The following is a 22,439-nucleotide window of genomic DNA, read 5'->3' as shown; positions in this document are numbered from 1 at the left end:
GAACCCAGGTCTCTTCAAAAACGACGAGTACTTCGGCGTTTCGCTCGAATCGGGCTCGATGCTGCTCGGCGCGCAGGCGATCGGCTTCGCAATGCCGATCAATAACCAGTGGATCGTGACGGTGCCGAGACGAAACCAGTTCGTGATCGACGATTCCAACACCTCTTCGATCATTCGGTAGTGGAGGGAGAATAAAATGGCCAAATATCGTCCGGTCTTTCCGGCCAGTTATGGCTCTCGTTATGTCTTGGATGCGCCAACCGAGATTCAGGAGCGAATCGATCAGATCGACCCCGGGTTTTTTGGTGGCGATCTCACATTTGATGACGATTTTGGCAACATCGAGCCGGAACCGGACTTGGGGAATTTCACGGGTGGTTTTCGCACAGGCGTTTATGAAGGACCCGACGGAACCCTATATTGGAACAATCCCGACGGGACATCATGCGCAGCCGAACAAGACAAAAAAACCGGCAAGTGGACTGTGATCTGTGGTTATGGCACGGTCGGGTTTGCGAAAAAGCGTCCGAGTCCGGGTCCAACAAAGCCAATTGTCGGGAGGTATTAAAATGAGGAGGATTTCGATCGAATTGGTTCGAAAATCAATACTCGTGGTGTTATGCGCGATAGCAATTGTGTCATTTTTAATTGCGGTCCAATTTGGCTCCAGAGCTCGTGCAGAGGAGAATACAGGTCAGGATGCGCAATCACCTGAACTGAAGTGTTTGTCTATTTCGGACCCACGGTTGATGGAAATCGCTCGACTCCATCTTGTGTGTACGCCGGACAAAGAAAGAAAAACTGGATATGCCGATTTTAAAGTTCTTGTTTTTACTGCGCACGACAAACCGACCGAGATTCAATTAAGGGAAGCTAAAGACGTCTCTCTAAAAGTATTGAACTGTATGTATAGTGTGTATTCGAATGCCGAATGGCCGCGCGGAGGTCAAGATTGCGAATATACAGTAGGATTCTCGGATGAGTTTAGGGGCCCTAAAGAGTAAATAATTTAAGTATGCGGGAGTTCTGTAGTTCCGTGGACACAGAGTTCCGGAGAGTTCCGGGGGAGTTCTAGGGGGGCACCGGCCTCGTGGGAAATCAGCAAGCGAAGGTCTTCATTAGTGCGGGCCGGGTCTGCCGCGGCCTTTGCGCATTTCGATTACGAAAACGAGCGTCTTCCGCTGACATTTGCAAGCAAAATGCGAGTCGCGCCGGTTACTAAGGGCACATCCGTCGAAACAACCCCACCCGATTCCCGGCGCGCGGATCGAATACGTAGTCGCGCGAGAGCGCGACGGGCGCGTAGCAATGGGCGAAGCGTTCGTCGTCGCGGATGATTTTGGGAATCCAGGTATCCACGAAATAATCGGGAGCGCGTGCGAAGACCTCATCGGCGTAAGCGCGGTAGAGCGCGCGCTGCGTGTCGCGCTCGGGCGTGCGTTTCATTTGGCCGAAGATGACGGCGATGGCGCGGTCGTTGAGGCCGTAGAGGTCGAGAATTGGTCGCCGCGCGTCATAGCCGATCGCGCCGACGTCCATCGACGCCACGAGCGCACCGGGCGGGGCGATGCGCGCGAGCTCCTCGCCGAAGGCGCGATAGGTCTCGTTCACGCCGTGTCCGTACTCGGGCAGCGTCACCGTGAGCTGAAACTCGGCGAGCGGTTTCGTGAGGTACTGCCACGAGGTCCACGCGCCGCCGAGCGCGAAGGCCAGGATGGCCGAGACGACGGCGAATCGCACGCGCGGACGCGCGGCGATCATCCTCGCCGCCCCCGCGCCCGCGAGGGAGAAGACGACCGGCGCGACGGGCATGTGGAAGCGGAAGAACGTGCTCATGTTCTCCTGCCCGATCGCGACGAGGTACGCGCCGAAGAGCAGCGTCGTGAGGGCGAGGGCGCGCGGCGCGGCGCGCAGGGCCGCGGCAATCAGCGCGGCGGCGACCGCGACGATCATGCCCTGCGCGCGAAGCCAAGCGCCCATCATGGCGATGCCTTTCGCGAGCGTATCTGCCGAGACCGACGCCTTGATGTGTGCGGGATTGGGGACGACGTCGCCGAAGGTGAACCAGCGCCAGGCGGTGACGGCGGCGAGCGTCGCGACGAGCAGGGCGATGGGTTCGACACGCGAGCGCACGTCGCGTGCACGGATGATATCGAAAGTCCACAGGCCGAGCGGCAGCGCCCACCAGATCGCCGCGTCGGGCCTTGCGAGAAAGGCGAGGGCGAACCAGAGCGCGCCGACGCGGCGGCGTCTCGCCTCGGCCGCCAGCGTCCCCACGCATCCCATCAGCACGCACAGCGCGGCGAGGGGCGTCTCCATGCCCGAGACCGAGAGAATCGCAAAAGGGACGTACGCCGCGAGGAGCAGCGATGCGACCAGTGAGCCGACGCCGCGCGTCGCGCCCGGGGGTCGCCAATAGACGGCCATTACGGTCGCCGCCCCGGCGAGAAACCCTATCGCCTTGAGCGGCGAGGGCCCGACGAGACCGAGTTTGGCGAGCAGCGCCGCGACAAGGGTCCATAAGATCGATGTGGTGCCCTCGAGCGTCTCCCCGGGGTTGAATGCGTAACCGTTTCCCGCCGCGAGGTTTTCGCCGAAGCGCAGGAAGATGAACGCGTCGTCCATCGTGTAGACCCAATGGGCGAGCGCGTTCGCCGCGAATAGGGCGAGCGGCAGCGCGGCCCATGCCTCGGGGAGCGATGAAGCTGGCGGGTTGTGCCGGGTCACGGACGGATTATAGGCGGGGGCGACGGGCGGTCCAGAATGCGGATATGGAAAAGTCGTGTCAGCGAGAAACCCAGTGCTCAGAGTTGACGCAGAAATTCGTCCTTGTCGACTCCCGCCTGCTTGAGAATTCCGAGCAATGTGCCGATGGCAAGCCGTTTGTGCATCGGGACCACGCAACCGACAGCTCCGTCGGCCGTCAGCTTTTTCATGATGACGTGGCTTTCACGCTGCCTCGCGAAAACGAAGCCCAGTCTCTCAAGAGCGGCGATCGTTTGCGCTCCGGAGATTTGACGGAGTTCAGGCATGTTCCTGAACTTCAAAGGTTGTCAGAAACGCCCGCGTCGGCGTCTCGATCGGAAATTCTTCGAGATAAAGTTCCGTCGCCTCGGCCAGGTTCTCCAGCGCCTCGTCGATCGATGACCCCTGGCTGACGGTTCCGATCTCCGGGCACGACGCGACGAACAGGTCGCCTTCCCTGTGAACGACGGCGGACAAGGTTCGCGTTCCCATGCGGTCTCCTCGCGTGTGTCGATGCGATTGAGCCTTTATAGCACGGAATAGGCGAAGAGCGGATGCGCGGTCGACGGGGAGCTTCGACCCGCCTCGACGAAAAGCCGCTTTGCGGCGTCGCCAACAAAAACCTGCGGTAGATCATAATCCTCTTGACAAGACCTGCCGATTCATCTAATAGAGATTCAGTCTCAATAAGAGACTGGGAGTGGGCGAGATGCTCAACGGCGAACCAACCGCGAAATTTCAGGCATTCCTCACCCGTCAGGGGTTGCGGATGACCGATGAACGCCGTCGGGTCGTCGAGGAAGTGTGCGCCAATCCCGACGGCACGCACTTCACCGTCTCCGAACTCGTCAACCGGCTTCAAAGCAAATACAGCGCGATGGGACGGGCGACAGTGTATCGCACGATTCCGCTGCTGCTGGACGCCGGGCTGATCTTCGAGGTCGCCGTGCGCGGTCGAAACGAGGAACAGGTCTACGAGAACACCACGTCGCGACGCCATCACGACCACCTGACCTGCGAGATGTGCCAGGAGGTGGTGGAATTCGAGAATGAGTCGCTACATGACCTCTTGGCGGGGGAAGCTTCACGACACGGATACCGTTTGCGCCGTCACACACTCGATCTGCGGGGTATCTGCGCGTCGTGCCGCGAACGCATGGCCGATCAGGACGTGGACGCATGGTGAAACCCCTGAAAAATTGCGAACTGAACGCGTGTGCCGAAGCCGGCAAGGACCTGCGCTGCGAGGACTGCCACAAGCTCCTCGCCCGCGTGGAGAACGACCGACTCGTGATTCGCTGCGCTCGCTGCAAGTCGGAGATTCGGATTCGGATGAGCGAAATGCGGCGGAACAAAGGCGAGTGGTTCGGCGTATGACCTCGGGTTTGCGCTGTTGGTGATGACGATCGGGCCGGATGGGCCCGGCGATGAAAGGGTCGGCATGTCGATGCAGATTGCGCTCGAAAGCCCCGAACAGGTCTACCGGACCTATCTGGAGTCGCGGGGTATTCCCTTCACGGATCTTCAGGCCCGCGTCTGCCGCGAGGTCTTCACTATTCACGATCATTTCACGCTGCCCGAAATGGCGCTCAAGCTGGGCGGCGAAGTGCCGACCGAAACACTCGAGCGTCTGCTCACGCACCTGATCCGTTCGGGCCTCATCCGCAAGGTCACGCTCGATGAACGCAGCGAGGTCTATTTCGAGCACATCTACGGCCACACGCATCACGACCATCTGTTCTGCGTGGAGTGCGGTTCGGTCGTCGAGTTCGTTTCGGAGACGATCGAACGCGAACAGACGCACGTGGCGAAGATGCACGGTTTCGAGATCGTGCGCCACTCGCTACGGATCGAAGGCGTGTGCGGAACGTGCCGCGAGAAAAAGTTCGCCGTCGCGGTCGCGCCCCCGCCGAGGACGCCGCGCCCACCGCGTATGCCGCTCACCATGCTCGGCGCGGGGCAGCGCGCCCGAATCGTGGAACTCGCCTGCAACAAAGGTCCCGCGTGCCGCCTGATGGCGATGGGGCTTTCCGAGGGTGACGAGATCGAGGTGATTCAAAACGCGTTTTCCGGCGCGATCACGGTGCGTCTCGGCGAAACGCGCCTCGCGATCGGCCAGGACCTCGCGCACAAGATTCTGGTGGCGGGGCTCGACCGAAAATCTTCATCGAAATCTCAGCACGCGCCGGCGGACCGTCGCGCGGCGCGGGAGTCATGATATGAGCGAAAAGACTTTGGGCGAGAAAACCTTGCGGGAGTGCCGCGAAGGCGACCGCGTCCGCGTGGTCGCGGTGGGCGGGCAGGGTGCGTTTCGACTGCGTCTGATGGAGATGGGCTTCGTGCCGGGCGCGGAGGTGTTCGTGCAAAAGTACGCGCCGCTGCGCGACCCGATCGAATTCGTCGTGAAGAGCTACCACGTGTCGCTGCGCCGCGAGGAAGCATCTCTCGTGGCGGTCGAAGCCGCCGACGCCGCGGCGAACGAATAGGCGATCATGAAAAACATCACCATCGCCCTCGCGGGCAATCCCAACTCGGGCAAGACGACGCTCTTCAACGCCATGACCGGCGCACACCAATATGTCGGCAACTGGGCCGGCGTCACGGTCGAGAAAAAAGAAGGGCGCTTCACGCACAAGGGATACACCGTCAACGTGATCGATCTGCCGGGCACCTACAGCCTGTCGCCTTATTCGATGGAGGAGATCGTCGCGCGCAACTACCTGCTCGAGGCGAAACCCGATGTGGTGGTGCAGGTGGTGGACGCGTCGAATCTCGAACGCAACCTGTTTCTCACCAGCCAACTTCTGGAACTCGAGCGCCCGCTGGTGCTGGCGCTCAATGTCTTCGATGCGCTCGAGCGCGAAGGCGCGAAGCTCGACGTCGATCGGCTCTCGAAGCTCTTCGGCGCGCCGGCGGTTCCGACGATCGGCACCAAGGGCAAGGGCGTGGACGAATTGATCGACGCGGCGATCGGCGTGATCGAGGCGCGGGAGTCCACGCGCCGAAACGTGCACATTCCCTACGGTAACGAGATCGAGGATCACATCGGCGAAATCCGGGCGCAAAAAGGCTTCGACCGGATCGTGAACGGCCACGCGCCCCGATGGACGGCGATCAAGCTGCTCGAAAACGATCGCGAACTCATCAAGTCACTCCAAAAGGCGAACGGCGACGCACAACCGTTGCTCGACAAGGCGGCGCAGGTACGCACGCATCTGTTCGACATGTTCAAGACCGATCCGGAGATCGTCATCACCGAGCGGCGCTACGGGTTCATCTCCGGCGCGCTCAAGGGCATTTACCAGCCGCCGATCCGCGACCGCGTGAACATGTCCGATCTGATTGATCAAATTCTCACGCACAAACTGCTCGGGCTGCCGGTGTTCTTTTTCATGATCTGGGCGATGTTCCAGCTCACGTTCAACGTCGGCTCGATCCCGATGGATCTGATCGACGCGGGCGTGGCGGCGCTCGGCGGGGCCGTGACGTCGCTGCTCGGCGAGGGATTTTTCCGCGATCTGATCGTGGACGGCGCAATCAACGGCGTCGGGTTTGTGGCCATCTTTCTGCCCAACATCCTGATCCTGTTTTTCTGCATCAGCCTGATCGAGGACTCGGGTTACATGGCGCGCGCCGCGTTCCTGATGGACCGCGTGATGCGTCTGGCGGGGCTGCACGGCAAGGCGTTCATCCCGATGCTGATGGGATTCGGGTGCAACGTGCCCGCGGTCATGGCCACGCGCACGCTGGAGAGCGAACGCGACCGCATCGTCACGATCCTCGTCAATCCGCTGATGTCGTGCTCGGCGCGGCTGCCCGTTTTCATTTTGCTGGCGGGAACCTTTTTTGCCCCGAGCATGGCGGGCAACATGATCTTTTCGATGTACGCGCTCGGCATCGTGCTCGCGATCTCGATCGCCAAGCTGATGTCGCGCACGGTGCTGAAGGGCGAGGCGTCGCCCTTCGTCATGGAACTGCCGCCGTACCGCATGCCCACCGTCAAGAGCACGATGATCCACATGTGGGACCGGGGAAAGATCTTCATCAAGAAGATGGGCGGCGTGATCCTGATCGGCTCCGTGACCGTGTGGGTGCTGACCGCGTTCCCGCGCGAGGCCGCGAATCCGTCGCGAGACTGGAACGCGCAGATCGAAGCGATGAACACTCGGATCGCCGCCGCGCCGGAGACCGAAAAGGCGGCGCTGGCGGACGAACTCGCGCTGCTTGAAGTCGGACGCGAGGGCGAGCGCATCGAGCAGAGTTTCATCGGGCGCATCGGGCACCTGCTGGCGCCCGCATTCGCCCCGATGGGCTTCGACTGGAAAACCTCGGTCGCGATCCTGACGGGTTTCGTGGCGAAGGAAATCGTGGTCTCCACGTACGGCGTGCTCTATCAGGTCAGCCGAGAGGCCGACGAAAACACCGAGAGCCTTCGCTCGGAGCTGAAAAACAATTCGGGCCTCACGCCGCTGACGGCCTTCGCGCTCATGACCTTCATCCTGATCTACACACCGTGCTTGGGTACCGTGGCCGCGATCCGACGCGAAACCGGTTCGTGGAAGTGGACGGGATTTTCGATCGCCTACAGTCTGGTGCTGGCGTGGGTGCTGGCCGCCGCCATCGTGCAGGTCGGGCGATTCGCGGGGCTCGCATGACCATCGATCTCGAAATCGCGACCGCCGCGGCGATCTTGGTCGTTGCCGCGGGGCTCTTCATCCGCCGGTTCGCGCGTGAACTGGGCGAGGCGACGTCGGAAGCCGAACAACACGCGTGCGCAGGCTGCGACGGCTGCGGCGAGCGCAAGACCGAAACGAATCGCGTGACGTTCGTGGAAATGGGAACACCGAAGTAGACAAGTAAAGTAGACCGACAATTCGGCGGAGGCCGGAGGTTCTCGAAACCCGGAGCCCGGAGCGCGAAAGCGCTCGCGGGCTTTTTTCTTTGGAGCGAAACTCGTGGAACGACGATTGAGTGAACAAACAACGGCGCAGAGGGTTTCCCAGACGGGTTTCTTGATCTTTGTCGCCGTCTCTTTCGCGTTTTCGATCTGGCGTGTGCACAGCGAAACGGGCGTACTGCCGGAGGGCATCTCCGAGCATTACTCGGGGAAGGCCGGGACGTTGATTGGCGGCGAGGCCGCTGTGCCGGAACCGGACACTCCCGCACCTAGCGACGATTCAGCGTTTCCCGACGATCCCGCGCTCGCGGGCGGCGGCTCGGCGCTCGATTTCGCGCTGACGCTGCGCGAGATGGTGGAGATCACGCACGTGCATCTCTTTGTGATTCCTGTCGTCGTCTACCTCGTCGCGAGTCTCTTCCTTCGAACGCGCGCACCCGGTGCGGCGGCGGTTGCGATTCCGGCGATCGCCTACGTCTCGATCGCCACCGACCTGTCCGGCATGTGGCTGACGCGGTTCGTCCACGACGGATTCGGAACGGTGATCGCCGTCAGCGGCATGGCGCTGACCGCGAGCACGGCCGCGATGATCGCGACTTGCCTGTACGAACTGTGGTTCGCGAAGGGAGGCCCGCGATGACGACGCGACGTGCCTGGATCGCCGTCGCGGCGCTGCTCGCGACGCACTCGGCGTGGGCGGGAGAGATCGTCCACGAGACGCGCGAGCAGGTGCTGGCGCGGTTTTTCGCCGGATCGGCGAAGGTCGGCCACGCGAAGTTCACGCTCGACGATGCGGACGCCGCCGCGTTTCGCGAGCGCCTCGGGTACGACGCGCCGCGCCGCGAATACATCGTGTATTTCGCCGAAGGCGGCGGCGATACGGCGGGATGGGCCCTCATCGACAACGAGATGGGCAAGCACCGCCCGATGACCTTCGCCGTGCACGTCGGCGACGACGGCGCGGTGCGCGAGGTCGCCCTCATGATCTATCGCGAGGACGTCGGAGGGCAGGTGCGCGAAAAGCCGTTCGTTCGCCAGTTCGCGGGCAAGACATCCGCCGAGCCGATCCGGCTCGGGGCGGACATCGACGGCATCAGCGGGGCAACGATTTCCAGCCGGGCGATGTGCGTCGGCGTGAAGCGGGCCCTGTGGATTGTGGATCGGTACAGGCGCCGATCCGCGAATTAACGCAAAGCCGCGGCGACGCGGGTTGATGGAGGATGCAAACATGCGCGTGTTGATGATGGTTCTGGCTTTACTGGTATTTGCGGCGCCCGCGATGGCGCAGGCGCCGGCCATGGATCTTCCGCCCGAGGAAAAAGACGACGAAGAAAGGGGACAGGTGCAGCTCGGCGGTTACGGCGAGCTTCACTACAACAACAAGGAAGGCGAAACCGCCGAAATCGACTTCCATCGGTTCGTGCTGTTCTTCGGATACGACTGGGACCGAATCTGGAGCTTCCGTTCCGAATTGGAAATCGAACACGTGTTGGCGGGCGAAGGCCAACCCGGCGAGGTAGAGCTGGAGCAGGCATACATCGAGGCATCGGTGCATCCCGCATTTCGCGTTCAAACCGGCATCGTGCTCATCCCGCTCGGTCTCATCAATCAGTGGCACGAGCCGCCGCTGTTCAACGGCGTCGAGCGGCCTTACTTCCACAACGTCGTCATCCCCACGACGTGGTGGGAGGCCGGGGCCAAGATCCACGGCGATCTCGGGTCGCACGTGCGTTATCAGGTGCTCGCCACGTCGTCGCTCGATGCCGAGGCGATCGACCCCGCCAAGGGTTTGCGCGAAACGCGCCAGAAGGTCGCCGAGGCCAAGGCCGAATCGATGGCCGTGTCGGGACGACTCGACGTTTCCCCTGTGACCGGCGCGAACATCGGCCTATCCGGCTTCTACGGCGGCTCGGATCAGCGCGGTGCGTTCGGCTGGCCTGTCGCCATCGCGTCGGGCGACCTGAAGCTGGTCGGCTTCGGATTCGAACTGCGCGGCGAGGGCAGCCTGGTGAGCTTCCCCAAGGCCGAGGAGATGAACGAGGAACTGGGCTTTGCGCTGACGCCTGAGCAGGCGACGCAAGCCGCCGAGGACGAGGGTCTGGAGGAGGCGACGCGGGACAACACGCGCGCGATTCCGGCATCGATCATGGGCGCGCTCGGCGAACTCGGTTTCAACACGCTGGTGTTCTTCGATACGGGGCATCAGGCGATCGTCTTCGGACGCTACGAGCGCATCAATCTGCATTCGGCCATGCCCGACGATTACGAAGCCAACAAGGCATTCGCCCATTCGATTTTGACCGTGGGCCTGACCTACAAGCCGATTCCGCAGGTTGCGTTGAAGGTGGACGGACAGTGGGACACGACCGACGAGGAGGACGCCGAGGCGGTGAAATCGTTCAACGTCGGCATGGGGCTGATGTTCTGACGCGATGAATCGCCGCGGGATCGCAACGCGATCCCCGAGGCCGGAGGTTTTAGAAACCCGGAGCCCGGTACGCGAGAGCGCGGCCGGGCCTTTTTCGTGGAAGTTCATGCAAGAGCCTCGCGCGGGGTTCGGACCGCACCGCGCGAAATGGTCAAGGTGCGGAACCCTTGTGACGAAACCAACAAAGGATCGTCCCAGCGGTGACGCGGGGTCCGATGATTTCGCGGAAGCTTCCGCATCCTTGGGAGTGCATCATGTTTCGTTGCGCCATCCGTGTGTCCGCGCTCGCCATTGCCATAACCATCGTTTACGCCACATCGTCCCTTGCCGCCGACACGATCGAGACCTTCGACGAAGGGGCGTTCGATACGGAGTTCTACATCGGCGCGGGGGGATTCGCCCTCGACCGCGACGAACAAACCCTCGGCGCGAACACGGTCCTCGGGTACGGGCTCCTGGATCGGTTCTCGGGTTATCTCGCTTTCGGCGTGGAGACGAACACGTACCTGGCCGAGGGGCATAGCGGCGCGGCGTTCGGGCTGTTCGGCACGCTGCTCGAAACAGACCACTTCGACGCCGACCTGTACGGCGACGTCGCGGCTGACGGCGAGGCGATGAGCGAAATCGTCGCGACGCCCGGGCTCGAACTCAATTTCGATCTGCGTCCCGATCAGGCGCTGTGGGGGCTCTACGCGCGCGTCGAAGCGTCGTTCACCGGCGAGGAGAAGGAAACGGACGACCCGGACGCCGAGACCGAGTACGAAACAAACCGCACGATGAACCACACGTTCGGCACATACGTCACGATTGCCGAGCGGCACCAGATCCTGCTCGAATACTACCGGACCGCGATCAAGAACCCGGCTCTCGGCGAACCCCGCGTCGAGGCGCACCAGTTCGCGCTCGGCTACAACGTCGTCGTGAACGACCGGATCGAGTTGGTCTCGGAATTCTCGGCGCACCTGCCGCACGGTGATGAGGACTTTTTTTGGGGTGCCGCGATCGGCTTTGTCGGAACAATCCCGGGCGCGGCTCAGGAGCCGTAAGGGCTCTGCATCCCCTCGGGCTGAACCTTCCATCGGCGGTTGAGCCAGAACCATTCCTCGGGCATGGCGTAGATGCCGCGCTCCAGCACACGCACGTAGTTCTGCGTGTTGACGACGAGTTCTTCCGCGGGATCGGGGTGCGGCTGCCACGGAATCTCATCCAGCATTTTCATCTCGAAGCTCTTCGGGCCCGTTTGCCTCGCAACGCCCGTGATGACCGGCGCGCCGGATTCGCGCGCGAGCCACGACGCGGAACGCACGGTGGACGCAACGCGCCCCATCCATTCCACGAACACACCCTGGCTGCGTTTCATGTTCTGGTCGATCACCATCACGATGCCCTCGCCCTTGCGCAGCCCCGCGAGGATGCGCGGCATGGCGTCGCGGTGCTTGATCGACCCCAGCAACATGCTGTTGCGCGCCTCGATCACGAAGCGATCGATCGCCGGGTTTTTCATGGCCTTGGCGACGACCGAAAGCGGGTAGCCGCAGTGGCCGATCTTGCCGCCCGCCATCTCCCAGGGGCCGAAGTGCATGTAGATGAACACCACGCCGCGCCCCTGATTGTAAGCGTCGCGCAACAGGTGCTCGTTTTCGATCGTGAAATTCTCCGCCCAGAATCGGTCGTCCATGAGCGGCATGCGGATGTAGTTGACGATCTGCCGGCCGAGATTTTTCAGCGACGCGCGGTAGATCGCGTCTTTCTCCGACGCGGTTTTCTTCTCGCCGAAGGCGATGTCGAGGTTGACCTTCGCGACGCCCCACCGCACGCGCAGCCGATAGAGAACCGAACCGATCGCGCCTCCCAGAGTGTAAGCGGCTTCCCAGCTCAGCGCGCGGATGACGCCCGTGATGACCGCCATGAGCGCCCGCGTGGCAAAATGGCCGCGCACGGGTTTTTCCTCGGCGTGTTCGCGGACGTGTTCACGGATCTGGTCGAGGGGAAGCGGATAAACACGCGAGGGAACGATGGGCTCGTTCGGTTCGATCATCCATCACCGCGGCCGGCGTTGGCGGCGGTGTTCAACGTCGCAAACCGTCATGGCCGCGGTCCGGGTCTTCCGCACCGCCGGGCCGCGTCTGTTCCGCCGGACACGGCGCGGAAATCATAGGAGGCGAGACGAAATCCTGTCAAACGCCTCACGCGAGCGTGGCGATGGTCTTCACCTGCGCGAAGACCGACTTCCCGGGACGCAGATCGAGCAGCGCGGCGGATTTGGTCGTGATGCACGAGAGGACCGACGCGCCGCCCGCGCCGAGCTTCACCAGCGCCTGCGACTCCCGGTACGCGATGACTTCCTCGACGGTGACGGGAAAGATGTTCAGGATGCTCGTGTCGGTCTCGCGCGTGAGCGTGATGCTCACGTCGTGCGCGAAGATTCGCAGGCGCACGGGGTGTCCAGATGAAAAGTTCTTTCGCGGCACGGTCACGCGGCCGAGCGGTGAATCGAGATAAGTCAACGCGTAATCGCCGTCGTGATCCGCGACGGTCGCCTCGATGAGCGATTCGGCCTCGCCGCCGAAACCGAAACGCAGGCCCAGCGTGGTGACGACCTTCCCGATCGGCCCGGTCGCGAGGGCCTGTCCATCCTTCATGTACACCATGTAGTCCGCGAGCCGCGCGAGTTCGTCGAGCGAGTGGCTGACGTAGATGACCGGAATTTTCAGGTCGTCATGCAGCCGGTCGAGGTAGGGCAGAATCTCCTGCTTGCGCTGGTCGTCGAGCGACGCGAGGGGTTCGTCCATCAGGAGAACACGCGGGCTCACGGCCAACGCCCGTGCGATGCCGACACGCTGGCGTTCGCCGCCGGACAGGCGATCGGGCTTGCGTTCGAGCAGCGGGCCGATGCCGAGCAGGTCGATCACGTGGTCGAGATTCACGCCGTTCGCACCGGGCGCGCGTTTGACGCCGTAACGCAAATTGCCCATCACGGTCAGGTGGGGAAACAGGCTCGCCTCCTGAAAGACGTAGCCGATGGGACGCCGGTGCGTGGGCAGGCCTCGCCCGCCGTCCTGCCAGATTTCGCCATCGATCGCGAGGCGACCGGTATGCGGGCGTTCCAGCCCCGCGACGCATCGCAACAGCGTCGTCTTGCCCGACCCCGAGTGACCGAACAGCGCGCTCACCCCCCGCGACGGAATCGTGAGATCGACGTCGAGCGTAAACGCCGGCCATTCGACCCGGAATCGCGCCTCGATACTCACGACACGCCCTTCTTCACACGCGGTCGCCACGCGTACACCGCGAGCAACACGACGAACGTGAACGCGAGCATCACGGCGGCGAGCCGGTGTGCGGCGTCGTATTCGAGCGCCTGCACGTGGTCGAAAATCTGCACCGATACCACGCGCGTCACGCCCGGTAGATTGCCGCCGACCATGAGCACGACGCCGAACTCGCCGACGGTGTGCGCAAAGGTCATGATCGTCGCGGTGATGTAGCCCGGCAGCGCCATGGGGATGACGACCGAGAAGAACGCGTCGAACGGTGAGGCCCGCAACGTGGCCGCGACCTCGAGTGGGCGGTCGCCGATGGCGTGGAAGGCCGACTGAAGCGGCTGCACCATGAAGGGTAGCGAGTACACAACCGACGCGACGACGAGCCCCGGAAACGTGAACGGCAGCGGGCCGAGACCCAGCGCCGTTGTGAGCGCCCCAATCGGCCCGTCGGGACCCATCGACACGAGCATGTAGAAACCGAGCACCGACGGCGGGAGCACGAGCGGCATGGCAGTGATCGCGCCGACGGGACCCTTCATCCAATGCTTCGTGCGCGCGAGCCACCACGCGAGCGGCGTGCCGACAACGAGCAGGATCGCAGTCACCACCGCCGAGAGGCGCGCCGTCAGCCAGATGGCCTGCCAGTCGCCGGTGCTCAGCATCGCACGTTCATTTCGCCGCGCTCTCCCCCGGCAACGCGAAGCCGTAGCGGACCATGATGTCGCGAGCGGTTTTTTCGCCCATGAAGTCGCTGACCTTCGCCGCGCACGCGTTTTTTGCAGCTCGTTTGGTCAGGACAAAACCCTGCTCCAGCGGCTTGTGGAGAGTTTCGTCGATCGGCGCGTGGCCGCCCTGTTTGGCGAGCGCGGGGCTCATCGCCAAGGAAAGGGCGATGATGCCGACTTGCGCATTTTTCGATTCCACGAGCTGTGCCGTGTGCGCGATGTTGTCGCCGTATACGAGCTTCGATTCGATCTGGTCCCATATTCCCGCCGCGCGCAGCGCCTCTTCGGCGCGCCGGCCGTATGGCGCGTGTTTGGGATTGGCGATGGCGATGCGCGCGATCGACGGATCGGTGAGATCCGCGAGCTTCATCTTCGACGCGTCCTTCACAACGCTCCACAGCACAATACGACCGACCGCATAGGGTTTCACCTCCGAGCCCGCAAGCCCCTTTTCCGCCAGCATCTTCGGAAACGAAATATCGGCGGAGAAGAAAAGATCGAACGGCGCACCCTGCGTGATCTGTGTGTGGAACTGGCCGGATGAGCCGTACACCGCCTCGACCGCGCAGCCCGGCTGTGCCTTTTTGAACTCGGCGAGCATGTCCCCTATGGCGAACTTGAGGTCCGCCGCCGCAGCGATGGTGACCTTCTGGGCGTCGCCGGCACGAGCCGCGACGATGCCCAACGTCAGCAGAGTGCCCGTCACTGCACAGATGACAAACGCACGCACGGATCTCGTGGCGCCCACGTTCGCTCCATTGAGTTTTTGAAGACCCGACAGGGCCGCTGATCGCGAATCGATCGGATGGCGGATACTAGGTTTCGCGTCCGAGGCCTGTCAAACGGCCGTTCAGACCCACGAGATCTGAAGCTGATTCGGGTTTGCCGGATCGACCTTGGCTTTGAATGACGCGCCGGGGATGAGGCGACCGATCAGGATCTTCGAGACGATCTGACGGTGCCCCATGACGGGGTAGGGTGGCGCTTCGCCGCGCGTGACCAGCAGGTCCATCTCGACGACCGGGTCGTAGTTGATGAGCGTGCCGGTGTCGCGCACGGCCATCACCTGCGCCGTCGCATCGACTCCGGAAGCGCCGAGCGCCTGAGCCTGCGTCTGGGCCGCGAGCATCTGCGACGCGGCATTCATGCTCGCCGACGCGCTGCGAAGCGACTGGCCGAGGCTCGGCGGTTCGGGCATGCCCTTGAACAGCCCCATCATCCATTTGCCCATCCACGCCATGAACAGCCCGCCGGGGATGAACGCCGCGCCCACGATGATGAACGTGAGCCGCTCGCCGATCCCGAGAATGCCCAGCACGAGCAGCACGATGCCGATGATCGTCATCAGCACGCCGCCGCCGATATTCACGATCCCGCCGAACGAACGCATGACTCCCCCCGCGCTGGTGGTGGCGCAAAAGCGCCCGGGGCGTGCGGCCCCGGGCGCGGTCAGGTCAGAGTTCTATTTCAGAAAGGCGTTGTAGATGTGGCCGTACCGATTCATCACCGCGGGCGACTGCCCCATGCGCGAAACCCATCCGTTCTGGACCGCGGTCCACGCGCCCGCCGCCACGCCCTTCGACTCCGCGAATTTGGTGACGTTCTCGATGCCCGTGACGCCGTTCTTGAGCAATCCGGCGGTGATTTCGGCGTAGAGATCCAGCGAAACGCCCTCGATGGGCGAGAACGACGGATCGTTCGGGTCGTACGGCTGCGTCGCCGCCTGCTGCTGGGCGACGGCTTGATTCTGGTATTGCTGCGCGGAATTCACGAGCGTGTTGGCGTTGTTCATCATGTTCTTCATGTCCTTGAAGAAGCCCATGGTCGTCCCCCAATTGTGTGGAATCCTCATGATAAATCGGTCGCATCCCGCAACGCAATGTCTTAACGGCGCTTCGAGGATTTTTTTCGCGACGCCGTTACGCGACACCCGGAATGACGAGAAAACCTGCGTCGGCCTGACACTCGAACCGCAATTCCCGCGTCCGGTTTTCGGGGTCCGGCAGACACACGTTTTTCGCATGGAGACGCAGACGGGCGTCGGGCGGGCCGCCATAGAGCGGATCGCCGACGATCGGGCAGCCCGAGTGCGCGAGATGGGCGCGGATCTGATGACGCGCACCGGTCCGCGTGACGGCCTCGACCAGCGCACAGCGGTCATATCGGCGGATTGCGCGAAACGCGGTGGACGCCGGCACGAGCCCGCGGCCTTCCTCGGTCACCACATGGTCGGCACGGCGGCGCGGATGCCCGATGGGCACGTCGACGCGCCAATCATCGCGTGGCGACCCGGCGACAAGAGCCCAGTAGGTCTTCTCCGCGCGATGATTCGAAAATGATTCGCGGACCCGGACGTACAGGTCCTCGCTGCGCGCGAAAATCACCACGCCGGACGTGCCTTCGTCGAGCCGATGGCACGCGCCGTAGTCGGGCGGACCGAGCGCCATGAGGTCGGGGTGATCGAAAGCCAGCGCCCGGGCGAGCACACGCTCGTCCCCCGCCGGAACCTCGACCGTGTGCACGCCCGGAGGCTTGTGCACGACGATCAACCGCTCGTCCGAGAAGACGACCTCATAACGCACATCCGGCCGAGGCCAACCGGTCGCCTCCGCCTCGTCGATCATGACCACGTCACCGCGCTCCAGCACGCGGCCTTTCGGCACGACCGCACCGTTGACGCGCACGAGCTCCGCCTCGATGCGCCGCACGGCGTCGGCCCGCGACACGCGCGCGGCCTGCGCCACAAAGGCGTCGAGACGCACGCCGACGTTTCCCCGGTCGATCGTTTCCGTGATCGTCTTCGGCATGCGCCTTTTATCGGCCCCGAGGGCCGAATGCGCAAGGTCGACGTCGTGGCGAACGTGAGCGCGCGGGCGAAGCGACACCGCCGGCGAGGGCGATCGCGCCGCCGCTGATACCGTCCTTGCGTGCGCGGGCGAATCCCTCTAAACATGCCCAATCGGTGGGAGCCGCGCCCCGCCGGACCCTGTTCCCCAACTGAATTTTCGTCATTTGCGAAAGGGGCCGCCCATGTCGTCCGTCGCGCTCGCCGGCAACGGCCATCCCAAGGGACTGTACCTCCTGTTCTTCGTCGAGATGTGGGAGCGTTTCTCGTACTACGGTATGCGGGCGCTGCTCGTGCTCTACATGACGAAGGAGTTGATGTTCAGCACCGAGAAGGCGGGCACGGTCTACGGCTGGTACACGGGTCTCGTATATCTGACGCCGCTCCTGGGCGGATACATCGCCGACCGATACTTGGGCGCGCGAAAGAGCATCCTCGTCGGCGGAACGCTCATGGCGCTCGGGCACTTTTCCATGGCGTTTTCGTCGATGTTTTTCTTCTATGCGGCCCTCACGCTGCTGATCTTCGGCAATGGATTCTTCAAGCCGAACATTTCGACGACCGTCGGCAAGCTCTACGGCAAGGACGATCCGCGGCGCGACGGCGGTTTCACGATCTTCTACATGGGCATCAACCTCGGCGCGTTCTTTTCTCCGCTCGTGTGCGGCACCCTGGGCGAGCGCGTGGGCTGGCACTTCGGCTTCGCCGCCGCGGGCGTGGGCATGGTCGCCGGCCTGCTGCTCTACATGTGGGGCCAGAAGCGTTATCTGGGCGACGCGGGACTACGCCCCGAGTACCAGCCGACGAAAGACCACCATCAGACGCCGCTGACCACCGAGGAGAAGCATCGCATCGCCGTGATCTTCATCCTCGTGTTCTTCGTGCTATTCTTCTGGATGTCGTTCGAACAGGCGGGCAGCTCGCTCACGCTCTTCGCCGAGCATTCCACCGACCGCATGATCCCGTTGCTCGGTTGGGAGTTCCCGACGAGTTGGTTCCAGTCGGTCAATCCCTTCCTCATCTTCGTCATGGCGCCGCTGTTCTCCATGGTGTGGGTGCGCATGGCGAAAGCGAACATCGAGCCGTCCACGCCGATGAAAATGGCGTGGGGTCTCGCGTTTTTGGCGGTCAGTTTCGTCATCATGGTCTTCGCCGGTCTCATCGTGGACAAGACGATGGGACGCGTGGGCTTGCTGTGGCTGCTCGGCAGCTACTTCTTCGCCACGGTCGGCGAGCTGTGCCTCTCGCCCATCGGTCTGTCGCTCGTGACCAAGCTCTCCCCGGCGCGCTTCGGATCGCTGCTCATGGGCACGTGGTTCGTGTCGAGCTTTCTCGCCAATCTCGTCGGCGGCCTGCTCGCGGGCAACTACGACGCCATGAACAAGGGGACCTTCTTCATGATTCCAGTCGCCACGTCGGGCGGCGCGGCGTTGCTGCTCTTCCTGATCGTGAAACCGCTGCGCAAGTGGATGCACGGCGTGCACTGATCGCGACGAAATGACGGAGGGCTTGTCGTGCCGATGCGAAGCTGCATCCTGGTCGCCGTGGTGTTGATGGTCGGCATCGCCATCGTCGGTTGCGCCACGGCCCGGCCCATCGCGGCCATGGCCTCCGCGACGCAGGCCGTGAATGACCTGCGTTTCTCGGCCACCCTCGTTCACTGCCCCGAGCTGGGCCGGGAGGCCGAGGATGAATTGCGTCTGATGCGCGAGGCATTTGAGCGGCGGGACGATTCGACCGCGTTGGGACACGCGAATCGCGCGCATCGCCTGGCGGAGCAGGTCAAGGCGTGTCGGCCGAAGACACCTTGACCGCCGAGCGCGTCAGACGAATCGGCAGAAGACTTCGTCGGACACAAACAGCCCTTCGCGCGTGAGACTGATCGACGCGCCGTCGTCGGTGATCCATCCGCGCTCGCCTAGTTCCGTCAGTTCCGATCGAAACCGCTCGCGCGGATCGACGCCGTAGCGCTCCGCGATCTTCGCCGGATCGATCCCCGCGATGCGTCGCAGGCCCAGAAACATCGCCTCGCCCAGCGCCTGATCCATGGTCAATCGCTCTTCCCACACGCGGGCGGACAAGGTTTCGCCGATGCGATCCATGTAACTTTCCGGCGACTTTTCATTCTCGAAACGCACCCCGGTCGGATCTCCGGGGGCGTGGAAAAACGAGTACGCCCCCGCGCCGAGACCGATGTATCGCCCGCGCAGCCAGTAGTGCGTGTTGTGCCGTGACTCGAAGCCCGGTCTGCCGAAGTTCGCGATCTCGTATTGCGGGCGTCCCGAAGCCTCCAAACGCTCGCACACACGGGCGAACTCGTCCGAGGCGTCGTCCTCGCCCATCTCGGCGCGCCGCCCGCGACGCCGTTCGCGGCCCAGGTGCGTGTCGTCGTAGATCGTCAGGCAGTAGGCGGAAACGTGCGGCGAATCGAGCGCGAGCAGTTCGTCGAGATCGCGCTCGAGGCGTCCGGCAGGGCGTTCCGGAATGCCGAACATCAAATCAAGGTTGAAATTGGTGACGTTCGCCGCGCGAACGGCGAGGGCGGCGCGGATGACATCTTCGGGCGAGTGGCGGCGGCCCAGCTTCACGAGCACGTCGGGGTCGAGACTCTGCACGCCGAGCGAGATGCGGTTTACGCCCGCTTCGGCGAATCCGGCGATGCGCGCGGAATCGACCGTGCCCGGATTCGCTTCGAGCGTGATCTCGACGTCGTCGACGACGTCGGCGTCGGCGCGAAGGGCGCGGATCACGCGGGCGATGGCGTCGGGAGAGAACGAAGACGGCGTGCCGCCGCCGAAATAGATGGACGCGACCGGTCCGCCTGCTTCATCGAGCCGGGCGCGCCACTCCGCGAGCAGGGCGTCGGTGTATTCGCGCTCGGGCGGCGTGGCGTGCGCGTGGCTGTTGAAATCGCAGTACCAGCACTTGCTCGCGCACCACGGGATGTGGACGTAGACGGCGACGGTGTCGGGGGAATCGAACATGACGTCCATCTTCGCGACGCGACGCGATCTGTCCACAGCTCGGACCGGTGTTCCACAGCCCTACTATATGTTGTCCACAGATTGACCCTCAATGACTAGATGTAGTATGAGACCGTATGGACATCGAATCCCCGGAACGACTCGGAGAGTGCCGTCGGCGACTCGAAGCGGCGCAGGGCCGGCTGGCGGATCTGGACTCGTTTTTGTTCGCGCGCGATTACTGCGGGGCGGCGGCGGTGGTTCGCGAGGCGTGGCGCGGTCAGTTGCAGTCGTGTGAATATCTCTCGTCGTGCTGGGATGGCGAGTTCTGGAACTCCTGGCCCGGAAGCGAAATCGTGTCGCGCAATATCGCGGGCGCCATCGCCCAGATGCACGGGGCCGAGGCCGATCGATCGCCGGTCATGTTTCGCCGAATGGCCGATCTGATCGCCGAAAACCTTCACCAGCTTCGCGGGGGCCTCGCTCTCGCTCACGCCGACGTGGGTGCCGAACGATCCTGAGACCCTGTCGGCGACTTCCGGCGGGCGCAGCCGGTGGGATGGCTTGTGAACGCGGGCATCCTTGCCTATAAACACTCTGGAAATAACCCGAGGGAACACATCCCGCCATGGCGCTCACGTGCCCTTATTGCGGACATCCCAACTTCGCGACGGCGAAGACGTGTCGCCGTTGTCGCAAGGACCTGTCCAATTTGTGCTCGGAGTGCGGACAACCGCGCACGCCGGGCTCGTCATTTTGCACGCACTGCGGATCGATCCTCGACATCAAGATCGACACCGAAATCTATAAAAAACCGCTTGTCCGAAATCCGGTCCCCGAAACACCTGGAAAAAAGGCCGATCCCGTCGTCCTGCCCGTCAATCGCGTGAACCGCACGCTCAAAAAATGCCCCGAGTGCTTTCACAAGATCGACGAGGCCGCGCTGTTCTGCATTTATTGCGGCTATGTCTTCGACCCGATCCCGGCCACGCCCCCGCCGGTTGTTCGCCCGGAAGTCCCCGTCGAACCGGAAAAGCCGGCGACCAAAGCTCCGCCGAAGCCCGCGGCAAAGCCCGCCGCCGTGCCTCCACCTCCCAAACCGGATGATTCCCCGCGAGCGATGAAGCCGGGACCGGCGGCCGCGTCGCCGGAAACCGGGCCCACCTCGCCGAAACCGCGCGCCGCCGCGCCGCGCCCCGCGCCGTCCGCTAAACCGGCCGACGCCGCGCGGGAAAACGCATCGCCTGCGCCCCCACGTCCGGTCAAAACACCGCCGATCGCGGCGCAGGCGCCGAATGTCGACGATACCCCGACGCCCCCTCCGCGTCCCAGGCCGGACTTCGTGAAGCCCGCTGCCGAAACGGTGGAGCAAGAACCGGAACCGCCGAAGCCGTCCCCCGAGTCCGCGCCGGAATCCCCCGAGGCCGTTGCGGAAAAAGAGGAACCCAAGGCTGCGGAGGGCGCGCGCTTCGGCGGACGGGCGCCGCTCGACGAACAAGTCCCCGAGTTCGATCCGAAAAAGAACGCTTTCCTCGACGTGGAACTCGACGAGGTGGAGCTCGAGGGTGTTCCCGGTCTCGTGCCGCTCCCCGTGATCCCGGAATACACCGCGCTCGATGCGGTCGAGGTCGGCGCGGGCCGGCCTGTCATCGCGTCGATCGAGACGGTTGGCGTCGACGGCGGATTGTTCCCGATCAACGCGAATGGACGAGCGATTGAGCTTCGCCCGTTCCGGATCGACCGCTACCCCGTGACGAACGAGATGTATCGAAGGTTCGTCGAGGCGACCGGCATCGAGCCTCCGCCCGACTGGATCGACGGGCGAAGCATCCACGGGACGGACCGATATCCCGTGACCTCGGTGACGTTTCATCAGGCGCAGGCCTTCGCCAAATGGGCCGGAAAACGCCTTCCGTCCGCACTCGAGTGGGAGAAGGCCGCGACCGGCGGTTCGTCGAGAAGGTATCCCTGGGGCGAAGATCCCGATCCGGCGCGCGCCCACTTCGATGCGGATCGAGGTTGCCTCGATCACGTTGACGCGCATCCCGAAGGAGCCTCGCCGGTCGGGTGTGAAGACCTGATGGGGAACGCCTGTGAATGGACCGTCGACCCGGACCGCGCCGAGCCCTTGTTGAAGGGCGGATGTTATCTCGACGACATTTCGGTCGTAACGGTCGCCACACGTCTGCGTACATCCCCCGCCGAGCAGAGCCCGCTGATCGGGTTTCGGTGCGTTCAGGACGTCGAATCTGCCTGAAAACCCCTCTTGGTTCTATATTCTGAATTAACTCTGGACATTCTCTCCAGCGCGATTATACTCCGCACCACATGGGCGTCTGACGGGGTGCGTCCGTGAGCTTGGGCGGCGGTGCGTCTGCATCGCCTGGAACGCCAACTTGAGCACCGATTTGGGGGGTGCGGGATGACGGCGCCGGTCGTGCGCGGACGCGCATATGCATTCGAGCGTGGGTTTCGGAGTGGAAGGATCTCCATGTATGTGTGGGGATCGGCACTTTTCTTTGTGTCGCTTGCCCTTGGCGTCATTGTCGTCATCAGCGGCTGAAGAGCGG

Annotated in this window: 28 protein-coding genes; 17 read left to right on the top strand and 11 right to left on the bottom strand. The window is 63.3% G+C overall.

Going from position 1 to position 22,439, the window contains the following annotated elements:
• From IT350_14290 to IT350_14280, 3 genes are all read left to right on the top strand, one after another.
• Nucleotides 1–181, top strand: a 181-nt coding sequence (locus IT350_14290) for a hypothetical protein (protein MCC6159215.1), incomplete at its 5' end; no start/stop codon positions are given.
• Nucleotides 182–196: 15 nt separating this feature from the next.
• Complete coding sequence (locus tag IT350_14285; GenBank protein ID MCC6159214.1) at nucleotides 197–568, top strand: hypothetical protein; 372 nt, start codon at nucleotides 197–199, stop codon at nucleotides 566–568.
• Nucleotide 569: 1 nt separating this feature from the next.
• Complete coding sequence (locus IT350_14280; protein ID MCC6159213.1) at nucleotides 570–1,004, top strand: hypothetical protein; 435 nt, start codon at nucleotides 570–572, stop codon at nucleotides 1,002–1,004.
• Between the two features lie 214 nt (nucleotides 1,005–1,218).
• Here the strand turns inward: IT350_14280 and IT350_14275 are convergent, their stop codons facing one another.
• The 3 genes from IT350_14275 to IT350_14265 form a co-directional block, all read right to left on the bottom strand.
• Complete coding sequence (locus tag IT350_14275; protein MCC6159212.1) at nucleotides 1,219–2,727, bottom strand: hypothetical protein; 1,509 nt, start codon at nucleotides 2,725–2,727, stop codon at nucleotides 1,219–1,221.
• 77 nt (nucleotides 2,728–2,804) lie between these two features.
• A complete protein-coding gene (locus IT350_14270) occupies nucleotides 2,805–3,032 on the bottom strand; it encodes a type II toxin-antitoxin system HicA family toxin (protein ID MCC6159211.1) in 228 nt (75 codons plus the stop codon).
• A complete protein-coding gene (locus IT350_14265) occupies nucleotides 3,025–3,237 on the bottom strand; it encodes a type II toxin-antitoxin system HicB family antitoxin (protein ID MCC6159210.1) in 213 nt (70 codons plus the stop codon). Before IT350_14265 ends, IT350_14270 begins: the two co-directional genes overlap by 8 nt.
• Before the next feature lie 277 nt (nucleotides 3,238–3,514).
• Here IT350_14265 and IT350_14260 point away from each other — a divergent pair, with 277 nt between their 5' ends.
• The 10 genes from IT350_14260 (at nucleotide 3,515) to IT350_14215 (ending at nucleotide 11,116) form a co-directional block, all read left to right on the top strand.
• Nucleotides 3,515–3,931 carry a transcriptional repressor gene (locus tag IT350_14260; GenBank protein ID MCC6159209.1) on the top strand — a complete coding sequence of 139 codons (417 nt, stop codon included), beginning with the start codon at nucleotides 3,515–3,517 and terminating at the stop codon, nucleotides 3,929–3,931.
• A complete protein-coding gene (locus IT350_14255; protein MCC6159208.1) occupies nucleotides 3,925–4,122 on the top strand; it encodes a Com family DNA-binding transcriptional regulator in 198 nt (65 codons plus the stop codon). The genes IT350_14260 and IT350_14255 overlap by 7 nt, the downstream gene beginning before the upstream one ends.
• 64 nt (nucleotides 4,123–4,186) lie before the next feature.
• A complete protein-coding gene (locus tag IT350_14250; GenBank protein ID MCC6159207.1) occupies nucleotides 4,187–4,963 on the top strand; it encodes a FeoA domain-containing protein in 777 nt (258 codons plus the stop codon).
• A gap of 1 nt (nucleotide 4,964) precedes the next feature.
• Entirely contained in the window at nucleotides 4,965–5,231 is a 267-nt protein-coding gene (locus IT350_14245; protein ID MCC6159206.1) for a ferrous iron transport protein A, read from the top strand.
• A gap of 6 nt (nucleotides 5,232–5,237) precedes the next feature.
• Nucleotides 5,238–7,400 carry a ferrous iron transport protein B gene (feoB, locus tag IT350_14240; protein ID MCC6159205.1) on the top strand — a complete coding sequence of 721 codons (2,163 nt, stop codon included), beginning with the start codon at nucleotides 5,238–5,240 and terminating at the stop codon, nucleotides 7,398–7,400.
• Complete coding sequence (locus IT350_14235; GenBank protein ID MCC6159204.1) at nucleotides 7,397–7,597, top strand: hypothetical protein; 201 nt, start codon at nucleotides 7,397–7,399, stop codon at nucleotides 7,595–7,597. The genes feoB and IT350_14235 overlap by 4 nt, the downstream gene beginning before the upstream one ends.
• Nucleotides 7,598–7,757: 160 nt before the next feature.
• Entirely contained in the window at nucleotides 7,758–8,282 is a 525-nt protein-coding gene (locus tag IT350_14230) for a hypothetical protein (GenBank protein ID MCC6159203.1), read from the top strand.
• Nucleotides 8,279–8,830 (top strand): FMN-binding protein, encoded by a 552-nt coding sequence (locus tag IT350_14225; GenBank protein ID MCC6159202.1) that lies wholly within the window; start codon nucleotides 8,279–8,281, stop codon nucleotides 8,828–8,830. The genes IT350_14230 and IT350_14225 overlap by 4 nt, the downstream gene beginning before the upstream one ends.
• Before the next feature lie 40 nt (nucleotides 8,831–8,870).
• The gene (locus tag IT350_14220) at nucleotides 8,871–10,070 is read left to right on the top strand and encodes a hypothetical protein (protein MCC6159201.1); all 1,200 of its coding nucleotides are present in this window, start codon (nucleotides 8,871–8,873) and stop codon (nucleotides 10,068–10,070) included.
• A gap of 254 nt (nucleotides 10,071–10,324) precedes the next feature.
• Nucleotides 10,325–11,116, top strand: coding sequence for a hypothetical protein (locus IT350_14215; GenBank protein MCC6159200.1), 792 nt, complete (start codon nucleotides 10,325–10,327; stop codon nucleotides 11,114–11,116).
• Here the strand turns inward: IT350_14215 and IT350_14210 are convergent.
• From IT350_14210 to IT350_14180, 7 genes are all read right to left on the bottom strand, one after another.
• Nucleotides 11,104–12,108 carry a lysophospholipid acyltransferase family protein gene (locus IT350_14210; GenBank protein ID MCC6159199.1) on the bottom strand — a complete coding sequence of 335 codons (1,005 nt, stop codon included), beginning with the start codon at nucleotides 12,106–12,108 and terminating at the stop codon, nucleotides 11,104–11,106. The two genes, IT350_14215 and IT350_14210, sit on opposite strands and share 13 nt — an antisense overlap.
• Before the next feature lie 148 nt (nucleotides 12,109–12,256).
• Nucleotides 12,257–13,351, bottom strand: a complete 1,095-nt coding sequence (modC, locus tag IT350_14205; protein MCC6159198.1) for a molybdenum ABC transporter ATP-binding protein — start codon at nucleotides 13,349–13,351, stop codon at nucleotides 12,257–12,259.
• Nucleotides 13,318–13,998, bottom strand: coding sequence for a molybdate ABC transporter permease subunit (gene modB, locus IT350_14200; GenBank protein ID MCC6159197.1), 681 nt, complete (start codon nucleotides 13,996–13,998; stop codon nucleotides 13,318–13,320). Before modB ends, modC begins: the two co-directional genes overlap by 34 nt.
• Before the next feature lie 7 nt (nucleotides 13,999–14,005).
• Nucleotides 14,006–14,740, bottom strand: coding sequence for a molybdate ABC transporter substrate-binding protein (gene modA / locus IT350_14195; GenBank protein ID MCC6159196.1), 735 nt, complete (start codon nucleotides 14,738–14,740; stop codon nucleotides 14,006–14,008).
• A gap of 171 nt (nucleotides 14,741–14,911) precedes the next feature.
• Nucleotides 14,912–15,451, bottom strand: coding sequence for a hypothetical protein (locus tag IT350_14190; GenBank protein ID MCC6159195.1), 540 nt, complete (start codon nucleotides 15,449–15,451; stop codon nucleotides 14,912–14,914).
• 72 nt (nucleotides 15,452–15,523) lie between these two features.
• On the bottom strand, nucleotides 15,524–15,913 hold the full coding sequence (locus tag IT350_14185; protein MCC6159194.1) for a hypothetical protein: 390 nt from the start codon (nucleotides 15,911–15,913) through the stop codon (nucleotides 15,524–15,526).
• A gap of 67 nt (nucleotides 15,914–15,980) precedes the next feature.
• Nucleotides 15,981–16,868 (bottom strand): RluA family pseudouridine synthase, encoded by an 888-nt coding sequence (locus IT350_14180; protein ID MCC6159193.1) that lies wholly within the window; start codon nucleotides 16,866–16,868, stop codon nucleotides 15,981–15,983.
• A gap of 223 nt (nucleotides 16,869–17,091) precedes the next feature.
• Here IT350_14180 and IT350_14175 point away from each other — a divergent pair, with 223 nt between their 5' ends.
• Both IT350_14175 and IT350_14170 read left to right on the top strand, forming a co-directional pair.
• Nucleotides 17,092–18,393, top strand: a complete 1,302-nt coding sequence (locus tag IT350_14175) for a peptide MFS transporter (GenBank protein ID MCC6159192.1) — start codon at nucleotides 17,092–17,094, stop codon at nucleotides 18,391–18,393.
• 27 nt (nucleotides 18,394–18,420) lie between these two features.
• Nucleotides 18,421–18,717, top strand: coding sequence for a hypothetical protein (locus tag IT350_14170; GenBank protein MCC6159191.1), 297 nt, complete (start codon nucleotides 18,421–18,423; stop codon nucleotides 18,715–18,717).
• A gap of 12 nt (nucleotides 18,718–18,729) precedes the next feature.
• Here the strand turns inward: IT350_14170 and hemW are convergent, their stop codons facing one another.
• A complete protein-coding gene (gene hemW / locus IT350_14165) occupies nucleotides 18,730–19,890 on the bottom strand; it encodes a radical SAM family heme chaperone HemW (protein MCC6159190.1) in 1,161 nt (386 codons plus the stop codon).
• Between the two features lie 116 nt (nucleotides 19,891–20,006).
• On the opposite strand from hemW, the gene IT350_14160 reads away from it, so the two are divergent.
• A complete protein-coding gene (locus IT350_14160) occupies nucleotides 20,007–20,390 on the top strand; it encodes a hypothetical protein (GenBank protein ID MCC6159189.1) in 384 nt (127 codons plus the stop codon).
• 107 nt (nucleotides 20,391–20,497) lie between these two features.
• Nucleotides 20,498–22,126, top strand: a complete 1,629-nt coding sequence (locus IT350_14155) for an SUMF1/EgtB/PvdO family nonheme iron enzyme (GenBank protein MCC6159188.1) — start codon at nucleotides 20,498–20,500, stop codon at nucleotides 22,124–22,126.
• Nucleotides 22,127–22,439: the final 313 nt, after the last annotated feature.

Source organism: Deltaproteobacteria bacterium (genome assembly GCA_020845895.1).
Taxonomy (GTDB): Bacteria; Lernaellota; Lernaellaia; order JACKCT01; family JACKCT01; genus JADLEX01.
The sequence above is the reverse complement of the archived record's forward strand: the minus strand, read 5'-3'. Positions and strand labels throughout refer to the sequence as shown.

Bases quoted from the DNA above. Each gene is read 5' to 3' on its own strand.
- IT350_14260 (MCC6159209.1), top strand. From the start codon at position 3,515: ATGACCGATGAACGCCGTCGGGTCGTCGAGGAAGTGTGCGCCAATCCC.
- IT350_14185 (MCC6159194.1), bottom strand. From the start codon at position 15,913: ATGAGGATTCCACACAATTGGGGGACGACCATGGGCTTCTTCAAGGAC.
- feoB (MCC6159205.1), top strand. From the start codon at position 5,238: ATGAAAAACATCACCATCGCCCTCGCGGGCAATCCCAACTCGGGCAAG.
- IT350_14225 (MCC6159202.1), top strand. From the start codon at position 8,279: ATGACGACGCGACGTGCCTGGATCGCCGTCGCGGCGCTGCTCGCGACG.
- IT350_14235 (MCC6159204.1), top strand. From the start codon at position 7,397: ATGACCATCGATCTCGAAATCGCGACCGCCGCGGCGATCTTGGTCGTT.
- hemW (MCC6159190.1), bottom strand. From the start codon at position 19,890: ATGTTCGATTCCCCCGACACCGTCGCCGTCTACGTCCACATCCCGTGG.
- IT350_14210 (MCC6159199.1), bottom strand. From the start codon at position 12,108: ATGATCGAACCGAACGAGCCCATCGTTCCCTCGCGTGTTTATCCGCTT.
- IT350_14245 (MCC6159206.1), top strand. From the start codon at position 4,965: ATGAGCGAAAAGACTTTGGGCGAGAAAACCTTGCGGGAGTGCCGCGAA.
- modB (MCC6159197.1), bottom strand. From the start codon at position 13,998: ATGCTGAGCACCGGCGACTGGCAGGCCATCTGGCTGACGGCGCGCCTC.
- IT350_14215 (MCC6159200.1), top strand. From the start codon at position 10,325: ATGTTTCGTTGCGCCATCCGTGTGTCCGCGCTCGCCATTGCCATAACC.
- IT350_14180 (MCC6159193.1), bottom strand. From the start codon at position 16,868: ATGCCGAAGACGATCACGGAAACGATCGACCGGGGAAACGTCGGCGTG.
- IT350_14160 (MCC6159189.1), top strand. From the start codon at position 20,007: ATGGACATCGAATCCCCGGAACGACTCGGAGAGTGCCGTCGGCGACTC.
- IT350_14280 (MCC6159213.1), top strand. From the start codon at position 570: ATGAGGAGGATTTCGATCGAATTGGTTCGAAAATCAATACTCGTGGTG.
- IT350_14220 (MCC6159201.1), top strand. From the start codon at position 8,871: ATGCGCGTGTTGATGATGGTTCTGGCTTTACTGGTATTTGCGGCGCCC.
- IT350_14190 (MCC6159195.1), bottom strand. From the start codon at position 15,451: ATGCGTTCGTTCGGCGGGATCGTGAATATCGGCGGCGGCGTGCTGATG.
- IT350_14270 (MCC6159211.1), bottom strand. From the start codon at position 3,032: ATGCCTGAACTCCGTCAAATCTCCGGAGCGCAAACGATCGCCGCTCTT.
- IT350_14265 (MCC6159210.1), bottom strand. From the start codon at position 3,237: ATGGGAACGCGAACCTTGTCCGCCGTCGTTCACAGGGAAGGCGACCTG.
- IT350_14155 (MCC6159188.1), top strand. From the start codon at position 20,498: ATGGCGCTCACGTGCCCTTATTGCGGACATCCCAACTTCGCGACGGCG.
- IT350_14255 (MCC6159208.1), top strand. From the start codon at position 3,925: ATGGTGAAACCCCTGAAAAATTGCGAACTGAACGCGTGTGCCGAAGCC.
- IT350_14285 (MCC6159214.1), top strand. From the start codon at position 197: ATGGCCAAATATCGTCCGGTCTTTCCGGCCAGTTATGGCTCTCGTTAT.
- IT350_14175 (MCC6159192.1), top strand. From the start codon at position 17,092: ATGTCGTCCGTCGCGCTCGCCGGCAACGGCCATCCCAAGGGACTGTAC.
- IT350_14250 (MCC6159207.1), top strand. From the start codon at position 4,187: ATGTCGATGCAGATTGCGCTCGAAAGCCCCGAACAGGTCTACCGGACC.